The organism is Rhodococcus sp. 008 (assembly GCF_001682295.1).
GTDB classification, from domain to species: Bacteria; Actinomycetota; Actinomycetes; order Mycobacteriales; family Mycobacteriaceae; genus Rhodococcus_F; species Rhodococcus_F qingshengii.
Genome location: NZ_CP012749.1, coordinates 6481746 through 6495901 on the forward strand (window position 1 = coordinate 6481746; position 14156 = coordinate 6495901).

At 63.7% G+C, this 14156-nt stretch carries 12 protein-coding genes and 1 rRNA gene; 7 read left to right on the top strand and 6 right to left on the bottom strand.

Features of this window, described 5'->3' with window-relative positions:
- Positions 1 to 163: 163 nt before the first annotated feature.
- The 3 genes from AOT96_RS29890 to AOT96_RS29900 are packed head-to-tail and all read left to right on the top strand — an operon-like array spanning position 164 to position 5837.
- Positions 164 to 2188, top strand: a complete 2025-nt coding sequence (locus tag AOT96_RS29890) for an alpha-1,4-glucan--maltose-1-phosphate maltosyltransferase (protein ID WP_030537901.1) — start codon at positions 164 to 166, stop codon at positions 2186 to 2188.
- Positions 2188 to 4389: a 1,4-alpha-glucan branching protein GlgB gene (gene glgB / locus AOT96_RS29895; protein ID WP_003945366.1), complete on the top strand. Its 2202-nt coding sequence runs from the start codon at positions 2188 to 2190 to the stop codon at positions 4387 to 4389. Before AOT96_RS29890 ends, glgB begins: the two co-directional genes overlap by 1 nt.
- Complete coding sequence (locus tag AOT96_RS29900; RefSeq protein WP_003945377.1) at positions 4389 to 5837, top strand: neutral zinc metallopeptidase; 1449 nt, start codon at positions 4389 to 4391, stop codon at positions 5835 to 5837. Before glgB ends, AOT96_RS29900 begins: the two co-directional genes overlap by 1 nt.
- 18 nt (positions 5838 to 5855) lie before the next feature.
- Here the strand turns inward: AOT96_RS29900 and AOT96_RS29905 are convergent, their stop codons facing one another.
- The 3 genes from AOT96_RS29905 to AOT96_RS29915 form a co-directional block, all read right to left on the bottom strand.
- Positions 5856 to 6752 carry a co-chaperone YbbN gene (locus tag AOT96_RS29905; RefSeq protein WP_065352706.1) on the bottom strand — a complete coding sequence of 299 codons (897 nt, stop codon included), beginning with the start codon at positions 6750 to 6752 and terminating at the stop codon, positions 5856 to 5858.
- A gap of 105 nt (positions 6753 to 6857) precedes the next feature.
- The gene (locus AOT96_RS29910; RefSeq protein ID WP_003945330.1) at positions 6858 to 7220 is read right to left on the bottom strand and encodes a DUF3817 domain-containing protein; all 363 of its coding nucleotides are present in this window, start codon (positions 7218 to 7220) and stop codon (positions 6858 to 6860) included.
- 100 nt (positions 7221 to 7320) lie between these two features.
- Positions 7321 to 8514, bottom strand: coding sequence for an acetyl-CoA C-acetyltransferase (locus tag AOT96_RS29915; RefSeq protein ID WP_065352707.1), 1194 nt, complete (start codon positions 8512 to 8514; stop codon positions 7321 to 7323).
- Between the two features lie 107 nt (positions 8515 to 8621).
- Here AOT96_RS29915 and mce point away from each other — a divergent pair, with 107 nt between their 5' ends.
- Entirely contained in the window at positions 8622 to 9095 is a 474-nt protein-coding gene (gene mce, locus AOT96_RS29920; RefSeq protein WP_007733251.1) for a methylmalonyl-CoA epimerase, read from the top strand.
- Positions 9096 to 9135: 40 nt separating this feature from the next.
- A complete protein-coding gene (locus tag AOT96_RS29925; protein WP_042452411.1) occupies positions 9136 to 10194 on the top strand; it encodes a hypothetical protein in 1059 nt (352 codons plus the stop codon).
- 7 nt (positions 10195 to 10201) lie between these two features.
- On the opposite strand, the gene AOT96_RS29930 is transcribed toward AOT96_RS29925, so the two are convergent.
- Together AOT96_RS29930 and nucS are read right to left on the bottom strand one after the other, a co-directional pair.
- Positions 10202 to 10546 carry a hypothetical protein gene (locus tag AOT96_RS29930; protein WP_054828484.1) on the bottom strand — a complete coding sequence of 115 codons (345 nt, stop codon included), beginning with the start codon at positions 10544 to 10546 and terminating at the stop codon, positions 10202 to 10204.
- A gap of 19 nt (positions 10547 to 10565) precedes the next feature.
- On the bottom strand, positions 10566 to 11240 hold the full coding sequence (gene nucS, locus AOT96_RS29935) for an endonuclease NucS (protein ID WP_007733244.1): 675 nt from the start codon (positions 11238 to 11240) through the stop codon (positions 10566 to 10568).
- A 42-nt stretch (positions 11241 to 11282) separates the two neighbouring features.
- Here nucS and AOT96_RS29940 point away from each other — a divergent pair, with 42 nt between their 5' ends.
- Together AOT96_RS29940 and AOT96_RS29945 are read left to right on the top strand one after the other, a co-directional pair.
- Positions 11283 to 12875: an adenylate/guanylate cyclase domain-containing protein gene (locus AOT96_RS29940; RefSeq protein WP_065352708.1), complete on the top strand. Its 1593-nt coding sequence runs from the start codon at positions 11283 to 11285 to the stop codon at positions 12873 to 12875.
- Between the two features lie 142 nt (positions 12876 to 13017).
- On the top strand, positions 13018 to 13644 hold the full coding sequence (locus AOT96_RS29945) for a dihydrofolate reductase family protein (RefSeq protein WP_065352709.1): 627 nt from the start codon (positions 13018 to 13020) through the stop codon (positions 13642 to 13644).
- A gap of 259 nt (positions 13645 to 13903) precedes the next feature.
- Here AOT96_RS29945 and rrf read toward each other — a convergent pair.
- Positions 13904 to 14020 (bottom strand): 5S ribosomal RNA (rrf, locus tag AOT96_RS29950).
- Positions 14021 to 14156 lie beyond the last annotated feature (136 nt).

The following is a 14156-nucleotide window of genomic DNA, read 5'->3' on the forward strand; positions in this document are numbered from 1 at the left end:
GTCGAGTTCCTTGCACTCTGTCCGGTGGAACCGAACGCCGAGCCGACCTGACCACCGACAGACCCGAATTCGTCGTTATCAGCACTCCGGCGCCGCACCCACTACGGTTGAACCCGGCGAAAGAACGTTTTACCGCGATCCATCATCAGAAATGGAGCTTCCCGTGTCAGGACGCCTCGGTATCGACGACGTGGTACCCGAGATCTCGGGTAACTATCCGGCAAAGGCCGTGGTCGGTGAAGTCTTCCCAGTGCACGCAACCGTGTGGCGAGAAGGCCACGACGCCATTTCCGCCACTTTGGTCGTGCGTGGTCCGCGCGGTACCAAGCCGCTGCGCATTCCGATGGACCCCGGCACCGAACCGGACACCGTCGACGCGGTGTTCACACCGTCCGCCGAAGGCATGTGGTCATTTCGGATTGAGGCGTGGAGCGATCCCATCGCCACCTGGAAGCACGCCGTGGAAGCAAAGCTCGCCGTCGGGCAGGGGGCGGCCGAGTTGGCCAACGACCTGGAAATCGGTGCGCGCCTGTTCGAACAGGCCGCGCACGAGGTACCGCGGGGCAACAGGTCCAGGCTCGAGGCCGTCACGGCGTCGCTGCGCAGCGATCAGGCGCTGACTGCTCGCGTCGCGCCGGCCTTCGCCTCCGACGTCGCCGAACTGCTCCGCGCCACTCCGCTCCGTGAACTGGTCACCAAGGGCGAGTCCCACCCCGTCGTCGTCGATCGCAACCGTGCACTGTTCGGATCGTGGTACGAGTTCTTCCCCCGCTCGACGGGCGGTTGGGACGAGAACGGGGTGCCGCAACACGGCACTTTCCGAACCTCGGCCGAAGACCTACCCCGCATCGCCGCAATGGGTTTCGACGTCGTCTACCTTCCGCCGATCCATCCCATCGGCGAGATCAACCGGAAGGGACGCAACAACACTCTCACTCCCGAACCCGGTGACGTCGGCTCGCCGTGGGCCATCGGCTCGGTCGACGGCGGGCACGACGCTGTTCACCCGCAACTCGGCACGCTCAAGGACTTCAAGGCCTTCGTCGCTGCGGCCCGCAAGCTCGATCTCGAAGTGGCACTGGATCTCGCGCTGCAGTGTGCCCCGGATCATCCATGGGCCAAGAAGCATCCGGAGTGGTTCAACGTCCTTCCCGACGGCACCATCGCCTACGCCGAGAACCCGCCCAAGAAGTATCAGGACATCTACCCGATCAACTTCGACACCGATCCTCGCGGTCTGGACAAGGAAATCTTGCGAGTCGTCCGACACTGGATCAGTGCCGGCGTCAAGATCTTTCGTGTCGACAACCCGCACACCAAGCCGCCCAACTTCTGGGAGACACTCATCTCGGAGGTCAAGAAAACTGACCCCGACGTCTTGTTCCTCGCCGAGGCTTTCACTCGTCCGGCGCGCATGTACGGCCTTGCCCGGCGCGGGTTCACACAGTCGTACACGTACTTCACCTGGCGAGTTGCGAAGTGGGAGCTCACCGAATTCGGTAACGAGCTGGCGGCGAAGGCCGACGAAGCCCGACCGAACCTCTTCGTGAACACGCCGGACATCCTGCACGAGTCCCTCCAGCACGGTGGGCCCGGAATGTTTGCACTGCGAGCAGCTCTCGCCGCCACCCTGGCGCCGACGTGGGGCGTCTACTCCGGTTACGAACTCTACGAACACCAAGCCGTTCGCCCCGGCAGCGAGGAATACCTCGACTCCGAGAAGTACGAACTTCGGCCGCGCCGTTTCGCCGAAGCAGCAGCGCGAGGCGAGTCTCTCGAGCCGTGGATCACCGCGCTCAACCGCATCCGGCGTGCACATCCGGCCCTGCAACAGTTGCGGAACCTGCACTTTCACCACATCGACAACGACGCGTTGATCGCCTACTCGAAGTTCGACGCCTCGACCGGTGACGCCGTCCTGACGGTGATCAACCTCAACCCGTTCGCTGCAGAAGAGGGCACCGTCTGGTTGGACATGCCGGCGCTCGGACGCGAATGGCACGACCACATGACCGTGCTCGACGAGGTAACCGGTGAGCAGTTCAATTGGGGCCAAGCCAATTTCGTCCGCCTCGAGCCCTGGCGTTCGGTGGCGCACATCCTCGCGCTCCCACCCGTTCCGTATCCGGCCCGGATCTCTCTGGCCTACCAAGCACGCAATGCGCACCGCGCAGGTGGAGGCAAGTGATGTCAACCGAGAAGTTCCCTTCGGGTATCGCACCGGACAATCACGATCTGGAGCTGTTGGCGCGCGGTGAACATCACGATCCGCACAGTGTCCTCGGCGCCCATCCCCACGCCGACGGCACCGTTCTGCGAGCGTTGCGTCCCAACGCCGAGTCCGTCAGTGCCGTCATCGGCGGCAAAAACTTTCCTCTCGAACATGTTTCGAACGGAATCTTCGCGGCTCTGGTCCCCTACCCCGACCTGATCGACTATCGCTATTCCGTGACGTACCCGGGTGGACACACGGTTCTCGCAGCCGACCCTTACCGGTTCCTGCCTACTCTCGGTGAACTCGACCTACACCTGTTCGGCGAAGGTCGGCACGAACGACTGTGGGACATCCTCGGTGCACATCCGCGTTCGTACGAGACACCGGACGGCCCCGTCGACGGCACCTCGTTCGCCGTCTGGGCTCCGGCCGCCCGCGGCGTGACCGTCGTCGGCGACTTCGACGGGTGGAGTGGGCAATTCGCCCCCATGCGAGTCCTCGGATCCACTGGGGTCTGGGAACTCTTCCTGCCCGACATCGCAGTCGGTTCGCTGTACAAGTTCCGGGTCCACGGCCACGACGGCTCCGTTCGCGACAAGGCCGATCCCATGGCATTCGGTACCGAGGTCCCGCCGGCGACGGCGTCGCGAGTGACCACCAGTTCGCATGAGTGGAACGACGCGGCCTGGCTCGAAACCCGCGCCGGTGTCGATCCTTCGCAGTCCCCGATGAGCGTGTACGAGGTGCACCTCGGATCGTGGCGTCCGGGACTCGACTACCGGCAGATGGCCGAGCAACTCGCCGTCTACGTCACCGAAACCGGATTCACCCACGTCGAACTGCTGCCCGTCTCCGAGCATCCGTTCGGTGGATCGTGGGGATACCAGGTCACCTCGTACTACGCACCGACCTCCCGCTTCGGCACCCCGGACGACTTCCGCTGGTTCGTCGACCACCTGCACGCCGCAGGGATAGGTGTCATCGTCGACTGGGTGCCTGCACACTTCCCCAAAGACGAGTGGGCCCTGGCTCGTTTCGACGGAACTCCCCTGTACGAGCACGCCGATCCGCGTCGCGGCGAGCAGTTGGACTGGGGCACATACGTATTCGACTTCGGTCGCCGCGAGGTGCGGAACTTCCTCGTCGCCAACGCGCTCTTCTGGCTCGAGGAGTTCCACATCGACGGACTGCGCGTCGACGCCGTCGCATCGATGCTGTACCTGGATTACTCACGCCCGGAAGGTGGATGGACTCCCAACATTCACGGCGGCCGCGAGAATCTCGAAGCCGTTGCGTTCCTGCAGGAGATGAACGCCACCGTCCACAAGAACCATCGAGGAGTCGTCACCGTCGCCGAGGAGTCGACGGCGTGGCCCGGAGTCACTCGGGCGACCAATGTCGGCGGCCTCGGATTCAACATGAAGTGGAACATGGGGTGGATGCACGACACCCTCGGGTTCCTCGGTCACGACCCGGTACACCGGACCTACCACCATCACGAGATCACGTTCTCACTGATGTACGCGTGGAGTGAGAACTACCTGCTACCGATCAGCCATGACGAAGTGGTGCACGGCAAAGGAACTCTGTGGACCCGGATGCCCGGGAACGACTTCGCCAAGGCGTCCGGCCTGCGCTCACTGCTTGCATACATGTGGGCGCATCCAGGCAAGCAACTGCTGTTCATGGGACAGGAATTCGGTCAGAGTGCGGAATGGTCGGAAGAACGCGGCCTCGACTGGTGGCAGCTCGACGATCAGTACACCGGCACTCTCCATCGCGGCGTCCAGCGACTGGTCGGCGATCTCAACTCCGCGTACCGACGTCATCCGGCCATGTGGACCCTCGACACCTCGCCCGGTGGATACTCCTGGATCGACGCCAACGACACCGAGAACAACGTCCTCAGTTTTCTGCGTTACGGTACTGACGGTTCGATTGTCGCCTGCCTGTTCAACTTCTCGGGCAGTGAGCACTCGAGCTACCGCGTCGGGCTACCAGAGCCCGGCCGATGGGTGGAAATTCTCAACACCGATGCCGAGGTGTACGGCGGCTCCGGAGTCGGGAACCTCGGAGCGGTCACAGCAACGTCGCATTCGTGGCACGGTCGGCCAGCCTCCGCACAGGTGGCGCTGCCAGCTGCTGGAGCGATTTGGATAAGTCTGGAGCGTTGATGGTCGGCCGGCGAGTAGTCATTGTCACGTCGTCACTGTTGGCAGTGGCCGCACTGCTCGCCGGTTGTGCCCAGGGAACGAGTGGCCACGCCGTCTCGATTTATCACGATCCCTTCCGCGTCGCCGGACTCGACGCAACGGCAGGACCAAGTGGGTTGCGTCCGGGAGCCCCCAACGCCGACCGAGCAATCACCGGCACCGACGGCGGGGACATCGACGCGCTGGCAGCCAACGCCATCACAGACATCGAAACCTACTGGGCCGCCGAGTACCCGGCTCTGTTCGACAAGCCCTTCGAACCGGTCGACGAGCTGATCTCGTGGGACCCCACCGAATCGAACGGCCCGGACTTCTGTGAGGAGACCACCGAAGAACTCATCAACGCCGGGTACTGCAGCATCGATCACACCATCGGTTGGGATCGTGAATTGCTGCTGCCCGAGGTGCGGGAGAAGTTCGGTGAAGTGGCCGTCGCGTTCATCTTTGCGCACGAGTACGGCCATGCCGTTCAACGCAAGGCCGGGATCGTCGGCGGTAAACGAGACGCAGCCCTGGTGCGCGAACAGCAAGCCGACTGTTTCGGTGGCGCCTTCTTGCGGCACGTCGCCGAGGACAAGGCCGCGCACTTCACGATGAACACCTCCGACGGACTCAACAAGGTGTTGGCGTCGGCGGTCGCCATCCGCGACGAAGACCCTAATGATCCTGAGAGCCACCATGGTTCGGCGTTCGAGCGCGTCACCGCCACTCAGATCGGCTTCACCGACGGCGCCGGTGCGTGCGCGAAGATGGACGCCGACGAAATCGAGTCACGACGTGCAGACCTCCCGCAGCAGTTCGCCGAGGGCAACGATTCCGGAGAACTGCCCGTCACCGAGGCAACTCTCGACGAGTTCGTGAAGACCTTCCAAGCGATCTTCGATCTACCGCAGCCACCGAAGGTCGTGTTCACCGGCGCAGACACCGGGTGCAGCGATGCCGTTGCGACCGAACCCGTCTCGTACTGCCCGTCGACGAACACCATCGGAATCAGCGTCGACGACCTTGCCGAGCGCGGCACGCCGGGTCGCGTCGGGCGACGCGAGTTGATCCAGACCAACATCACCGGTGACTACAACGCCTATGTCCTGCTCGCGTCGAGGTACACCCTCGCGATGCAGAAGGAGAACGGCCAATCGCTCGACACTCCGCAGACTGCCCTGCGCGCCGCCTGCCTGTCCGGCGTCATCACCGCAGCGCTCAGTCCCACCAACGCCGCGGCGTCCGGAGCACAGGTCACACTCTCCCCCGGCGACCTCGACGAAGCCGTATCGGGGCTGCTGACCGACGGCCTGGCTGCCAGTGACGTCAACGGTGAGACGGTCCCGAGCGGGTTCGCACGTGTCGACGCGTTCCGGACCGGCGTTCTCGGTGGCCGGGAAGTGTGCGACAGCCGCTACACGGAGTAGCGACTGCCGGTCCACACGTCAGTAGAGAGCGGAAGCCAACTTACGACGGGCCGCGATGACGATCGGTTCTGCCGGGTCGAACAGTTCGAACAGTTCGAGCAGGCGCGTCCGAGCGGCTGCCTTGTCGTCGCCGGCAGTTCGCGAGACCACCGAGATCAAGCGGGCGAACGACGCCTCGGGTTGCTGGGCGAACATTTCCAGGTCGGCCGCAGCGAACTGCAGTTCGAGATCGGACGGATCAGCATCCGCGGCCGCAATCGACTCGGGATCGACACCCTGAACCCGAGCCATGAACTTCACCTGGCGGACAGCGCTCTTGGCCTCCGCATTGTTGGGTTCGGCGTCGAGAATTTCCTGGTACGCAGCGATGGCGGCGTCGAGATCGCCCTCGTCCAGCGCGGTTTCAGCGGCCACGAAGCGAGGATCCTCGACCGCCTCCACCGGTTCGTCCGCGTCGGAGACCGGCCCACTCAACTTGCCCTCGACAGCTTGGAGGACTGCGTCGAACCACTGGCTGAGCTGCGCCTCTGGCTGAGCGCCCTGAAAATCGGCCAACGGCTGACCAGCCGCGACAGCAACAACCGTCGGAACCGACTGGACACCGAATGCCTGCGCGATACGAGGGCTCACGTCGACGTCGACGTTGGCAAGAATCCACTTGCCGCCGGCTCGCGCTGCAAATGATTCGAGAACTTCGGTGAATACGACCGAGGGCTCGTATGCGCGGCCACCGATGTTGACGATCACCGGCACCTGGCTCGACTTCAGCAGGACTTCGCTTTCGAAGTTCTCCTCGGTCACCTCGATCACTGCCCCGGAGACAGCAGAAACGGCCCCGTCGCCGCTGGTGTTACGCGGCGGTGGTGGGGCCGTGGCCCGCTCTTTGAAGGCGGACAAGTCGACTGCGCCGCTCATGGCGGCAGCAACTGCGGACGAACGCGCGGGGGGCCTGGAACCTGGTCGAGTCACGGCTCCCAGTTTGTCACGAGTTGCGAGAAGCTACGTAGAGGGATGCAGCACTCAGACGAGCGCCGCGTTGCCCTTGGACGCCTCGAACTCCGTGGACAGCTCACCGAGCTTGCCGTTTCGCACTGCCCAGCGTTCGAAGATGACGGTGCCGAAGGGCGGAACGCTCGAGATCAGCGCAAGGATCGTGGTCTTGACGTCCCACTTGAGCGACCACGCGGTCAGGAGTGCAACAACGATGAACACCAGGAAGCCGGCGGTTCCGTGGACCATTCCGGGGATGCGAATCGCTTCTTCGTGTCCGAGGACCCACTTGAAGAACATGGCAACCAGCAAGGCCGCCCAGGTCACAGCTTCCCACCACGCCACCAGACGGAAGCGTTTCGCGGGAGTGGATACGTCAAAGATGTTCGCCATGAGGCCATTGTGCCCGAACAACTACGACGCCCCGTAGTTGTGTGAGGAAAACCACGGGGCGTCGCAGAGCGAGAGCGCTGGTTCAGGTGTATTTAGACACTCAGGCCTTGGGGACGCGGATGATGAGTGCGTCGCCTTGTCCGCCGCCGCCGCAGAGTGCGGCTGCGCCGATGCCGCCGCCGCGGCGTTGCAGTTCGAGGGCGAGGTGCAGGGCGATGCGGGCGCCGGACATGCCGAGGGGGTGGCCGACGGCGATGGCGCCGCCGTTGACGTTGACCTTGGCGGGGTCGAGGCCGAGTTCGCGGGTGGAGGCGATCCCGACGGCGGCGAATGCTTCGTTGATTTCGACGAGGTCGAGGTCGGTGGGGTCGATGCCTTCCTTCGCGCAGGCTTTGGCGATGGCCCGGGCGGGTTGGGACTGGAGGGTGGAGTCGGGTCCGGCGACGACGCCGTGGGCGCCGATTTCCGCGATCCAGGTCAGGCCGAGTTCTTCGGCTTTGGTTTTGCTCATCACGATCACGGCGGCGGCGCCGTCGGAGATCGGGGAGGCGGAGCCGGCGGTGATGGTGCCGTCCTTGCTGAACGCGGGACGCAGTTTGCCGAGGGATTCGGTGGTGGTGTCGGCGCGGATGCCTTCGTCCTGGGCGAAGACGATGGGCTCGCCCTTGCGTTGGGGGATGGAGACGGGGACGACTTCGTTGTCGAAGAGGCCGTCTTTCCAGGCGCGGGCCGCGTTCTGGTGTGAGGCGGCGGCGAAGGCGTCCTGCTCGGCGCGGGTGATGTGGGTGGTTTCTTGTTGGTTGACTTGTTCGGTGAGCAGGCCCATGGCCTGGTCGGTGAAGATGTCGTGGAGGCCGTCGTAGGCCATGTGGTCGCGGAGGGTGACGTCGCCGTATTTGAAGCCTTCGCGGCTTTTTTCGAGCATGTGGGGTGCGCGGGACATCGATTCCTGCCCGCCGGCGACGACGATGTCGAATTCGCCGGCGCGGATGAGTTGGTCGGCGAGGGCGATGGCGTCGATGCCGGAGAGGCACACTTTGTTGATGCTCAGGGCGGGGACGTTCATGGGGATGCCGGCGGCGACGGCGGCTTGGCGGGCGGGCATCTGGCCGGCGCCGGCGGTGAGGACCTGTCCCATGATGACGTAGTCGACCTGTTCGGGTGCGACTGAGGACTTGTCGAGGGCGCCTTTGATGGCGATGCCGCCGAGGTCGGACCCGGAGAGGTCTTTCAACGATCCGAGGAGTCGACCCATCGGGGTACGAGCTCCCGCAACAATCACAGAACTGGTCACGATTTCCTCCGGCTGCAAAAGAGAGATAGTCGTCGGTTCCGTGCGGCCTAAGAGCCAAGTCACATCCCGACGTGTACTCCTCAAACGGTAGCGCTACCGTGAAAGGTATGACACAGACCTCCCCCAGTTCTGCACTCGCACCTTTGTCGTCCGACCTCGTCGTCGCGATCGATCACGTCGGAATCGCGGTGCCCGATCTCGACGTGGCAATCGAGTGGTACACGCAGCACCTGGGCATGGTGTCGACCCACGAGGAAATCAACGAATCGCAGGGCGTGCGTGAGGCCATGCTCTCCGTCGTCGGCTCCCCCGCCGGATCCACTGCCGTTCAGCTGCTCGCGCCTCTGGACGAGAACTCGACCATCGCCAAGTTCATCGACCGAAGCGGCCCCGGCCTCCAGCAGCTCGCCTACCGGGTCACCGACATCGACGCCATCTCCGCCGAGCTTCGCGACCGCGGGGTTCGGTTGCTGTACGACGCTCCCCGACGCGGTACGGCCAACTCGCGCATCAACTTCATCCACCCGAAGGACGCCGGCGGCGTCCTGGTGGAACTGGTCGAACCCGACGCGAGCCACTAGCAGACCCGACTCCAGCTCGTATGCCAGGTAGATTGTCGCCATGGCATACGAGCAGGACCGCGGTTCGATCCAACTTCCGTTCCAGATCGCACGGAAGGGATACGACCGCGACGAGGTACGCAACTACTTCGAGCGATTCGACGCGGAGCTGCGAGTTACCGCGGCTGATCGTGATGCTGCCGCTGCGCAGGCCCGTGACCTCGCCAAGCAGCTCGACGATGCACGCGACGACATCGACGACCTCCGCAAGGACGTCGACCGCCTCTCGGTACCGCCCACCACTGCGGAGGGCATGAGCGATCGCATCAGCCGCATGCTGCGCCTTGCCTCCGACGAGGCCTCGGAGGTGCGCGCGAAGGCCGAGGCCGACGCAGCCGAGATGACCTCCATCGCCGAACAGGACGGCGCCCGCCTTCGTGGTCACTACGAGTCGCTGATCGCCGAACTCGAGGACCGTCGCAACGCGATGGAAACCATGCACGAGCAGACCATGGCGCAGGCCCGTACCGAAGCCGCCCGGATCGTCGAAGCCGCGCAGGCCGAGCGGGATCGACTGGCTGCCGAGTCCGAGGCCAAGCGCACTCAGATCCGCGAAGACTTCGACATCTCGATGTCGGAGCGCCGCGCCAAGGTCGTCGCCGCCGTCAACGAGCTGGAGTCGTCGAGCAAAGCAGAGGCCGAGCGTCGACTCGCCGATGCGTCGCACGAGGCCCAGCGCAGGCTGCAGGCCGCCACTGATCAGTCAGAGCGCAAGATCGCTCACGCGAAGGAACTCACCGAAGAACTGCGCGTTCTCCGAGGCCGAATCCTGGCTCAGCTCTTGGGTATTCGCGGACAACTCGATTCGGTTCCGGCTATGCTCGCATCGGTCAACCGGGAGAGCGAACTCCTCGATGCACCGCCCGCTCCGGTCATCGTCGAAGCCGAGGAAGATCTCGAGATCGAAGACAAGAAGGCCGACGCAGATCCGGTCGACTCAGATAAGGTCAAATCAGAACCGAGTATCGACGAAGACGACGTTCTCGAGGACTCGGACGAGACGAACACCGCCGAGATCGACACCCGCGCCGTCGAGCAGCGAGCCCAGTCCAGGAACTGATCGACGCTCAGGACCACCGTCTGGTCAGGCTGCGCGTACCGCGGCCTGACCAGCATCCGGTGTGCCAGTGTCGACGCTCGTTCGCGCCGCCCGGTTCCGAAGGCCACGTCACCACGTGAGCGACGCCGGGTCTGATGTCGTGATCACAACCGGGGCATCGATAGAACTTCGTCGCGTTGGAGCCGGGTATCGGCCTGACCATGTACATTTCACCGCCCGGCCCGGGTTCCTCCCGGACCAGCGCTCCGCCGAACAACACGCCGCTTGGTGACGCCGACTCCGCGCTCGAATCCCGAGCACGCCGAGTATCCGTTCGACGGGTTTGCTTCGGCGAAGGTTTGCGGCGCGGCATGGTTCGAGTCTAAACAGCGTCAGAAGAGGCGGAACTCGGTGCTTTCGGTGCCCCGCAAGGCCTCGTAGTCAAGGACCAGGCAACGGATCCCACGGTCGTTGGCCAAAGTCTTTGCCTGCGGCTTGATCTGTTGCGCTGCAAAAACTCCCGTGACCGGCGCGAGCAGCGGATCGCGGTTGAGCAATTCGAGGTAGCGCGTCAACTGCTCGACGCCGTCGATCTCACCGCGACGCTTGATCTCCACCGCCACCGATGCACCGTCCGCGTCTCGGACCAGAAGATCGACCGGCCCGATGGCCGTCATGTACTCACGCCGCACCAACGTGTAGCCGGGGCCGAGTGTCTCGACATGCTCCGCCAGAAGTTCTTGAAGGTGTGCCTCGACACCGTCCTTGATCAATCCCGGATCGAGACCAAGTTCATACGACGAATCGTGCTCGACCTCTTCGAGAGTGATCCGCAGTTCCTCGCCCGCCTTGTTGGTGACGACCCACAGGATGTCGTCGCCGTCCCCGGTGGTCTCGACCAACCAGCACGGCGGACTCATCCAGTTGAGCGGCTTGTACGCCCGATCGTCGGCATGGATACTGACCGAGCCGTCGGCTTTGACCAACAGCAGTCGTCTTGCGGTAGGGAGGTGGGAGGTCAGGCGTCCCACATAGTCGACACGGCAACGAGCAATAACTAGGCGCACCGGACCACCCTAAGCGATCATTACGACTACTCTCGACACACTATGCAGCGAAGCCGTGTCCCGAGTGCGCCCCTGGGGTCGTGGCTGCTCGGATCCACCGACGAAAGCCCCAGGCGCCGCCGAATCCGCGTCCAGGCACTACTCACCGCGCCCCTCCTGGTCACAAACCTGATCGGAGCGGTACTGGCGATCGTGCTCATCGGATTCGTGGTTCCCGGACCCGAGATCATCCACCCCGAATTCGCATGGATCAACTTCATTGCCGTGCCCGTCTTCATCGGGTGTGTCTTTCTCATCGGACTTCTGTGGGGCACCAAACGGCTGATGCGGGATCTTCGATGGGCCACCGAGGATCACCCACCGACAGAGCAGAATCAACGCGCGGCGCTGCGCGGGCCGTGGCGACTGACCCGAGTGCAAGCCGTCCTGTGGACGGCCGCGCTCATCACCTTCACGACCATGTACGGAATCGTCGACCCCGACACTATTCCGAAAGTTCTGTTCACCGTGGCTTTCAGCGGTATCACCACGTGCGCTTTCTGCTACCTGCTCAGCGAGTTCGCACTCCGCCCGATTGCTGCGCGTGCACTCGAATCCGGAGCACCCCGCAAGGCTGCCGTTCTCGGACTGACCGGCCGGACAATCCTCGTCTGGCTGCTCGGAAGCGGAGTCCCCGTCACCGGCTTGATGCTCGTGGCGGTCTTCAGCTTCATCCGGCCTGCATCGTGGCAAGCCCTCGCGATCGCCATCCTCGTCATCGGCGGGATCACTCTGTGCGTCGGACTCGGGCTGACATACATCAACATTCGGTCCGCCGCGGCCCCCATTCGGTCCGTGCGACGAGGAATGGAACAAGTCACCCGTGGCGACCTCACCGCGTCCGTCGTCGTGTACGACGGAACGGAACTGGGACTACTGCAGGCCGGCTTCAATCGCATGGCCGAGGGTCTGCGCGAGCGAGAGCGAATACGCGACCTCTTCGGGCGTCACGTCGGACACGAGGTTGCCGCAAACGCGGTTCGCCGAAACCCGGAACTCGGCGGTGAAGAACGTGACGTTGCCGTACTCTTCGTCGACGTCATCGGATCGACCACCATCGCGGCCACCAACTCCCCTACGGCGGTGGTCGCTCTACTCAACCGTTTCTTCGACGTCATAGTCGACGAGGTCGACGCGCACGGCGGATTCGTGAACAAGTTCGAGGGCGACGCAGCGCTGGCGATCTTCGGAGCGCCGACGACACTCGACGATCACGCCGGCAGCGCACTCGCCGCTGCCCGCAAGATTCAGCAGCGCCTGCGTGCCGAGGTACCGGAAGTGAGCGCGGGAATCGGCGTCGCCGCAGGTGTTGCCGTAGCCGGGAACGTCGGTGCGCGAGAGAGATTCGAGTACACCGTCATCGGTGATCCCGTCAACGAAGCGGCGCGACTGTCCGAGGTCGCCAAGACGGTTCCGGGTAACGTCGCCGCATCCGGTCGGGCTGTGGCTGCCGCTGACAGTGCCGAGGCTGCACAGTGGTCGATCACCGAGAGCATCACCCTTCGCGGCCGCCTCGAACAGACCGAGCTCGCGATTCCGTGCGACGCCCTGGAGTCCGAGACCAGCCCGTCAGACTCCGTGCCCGTTCAGCCCTGACCCCACCTCCCCCCCTGAGCGAACGGCACGTTCGGTCGATCCAAGGCGATCAACGCCACGTTCGCTCGATGACTTTCCCGCTTCTCGACGGTCTATATCGGCACAGCGAAAATCCGACGACGCCTGGGAGATGGGTACGACTATGAAACTGACGACCTTTACCATCGTCACTCTCGACGGGGTGATGCAAGGACTCGGTGGGCCGGACGAAGATCGCCGTGGCGGATTCGAGCGGGGCGGCTGGTCCGCGCCATTGGTGGACACCGAAGCCATGGACTATCTCGTCCAGGTCTACCAGCGAGCTGACGCGTTCCTGTTCGGGCGACACACGTACGAGATCTTCGCCGGCTATTGGGGCGCGTTCGAGAATCCCGACGTCAACCCCATTGCAAGCGCACTGAATTCGCGGCCCAAGTACCTTGCGTCGACGACGCTCACCGATCCGGAATGGAAGAACACGACAGCCCTTTCAGGTGACACCGCCATCGCTCTCGGCGAACTGACAGCCAGACCCGGCGGTGAGCTTCAGGTGCACGGCAGTGGCGCCCTGTGCCGCTGGCTTTTCGCGAACGATCTTGTCGACGAGATGATCCTGCTGATCGTTCCGGTGGTGGTAGGCCAGGGCACGCGACTGTTTCCCGACACCGGACCGGACATCGCACTCCAGCTGGCCGAATCGCGAGCCACATCAAAGGGCGTGACGATTCAGAGGTATCTGCCGGCTGGCCGGCCGAAGTATGCGACTGCCACCGCCGACGGCATCGACTGATCCGGGCAAAGCGCCTGTCGTCCTCAGTCGTGTTCCCGCCCCTGATGGTGTGAACGTACCGTTCATCTCGTTGAAGAGGGTGAGAGTGTCGTTCACTCGATGCGGGGGTGCCGGCGGGGGTGCTCCCGCCCCTTGATGGTGCGAACGGTGCGTTCGGTCGATCTGAGGCGACGAACGTACCGTTCGCTCGAAGTCGGGGGTGTTTTGGGTACGAGAAAGCCCCCCAACCAGTACTGGTTGGGGGGCTTCTCTAATGTGTGTTCGGCGGTGTCCTACTCTCCCACACCCTGTCGAGTGCAGTACCATCGGCGCTGAAGGGCTTAGCTTCCGGGTTCGGAATGGGACCGGGCGTTTCCCCTTCGCTATGACCGCCGTAACTCTATGAAACTGTCACAGTAACCTTCTTCTGATCACCTGGTTTCACCACCCGTCAACACCAGTTTCTGGTGTTGGGGGATGGAGAAAACATGTTCTCATCAGTATCTGTGTGTTGTTTCAGATACCGCACAGTG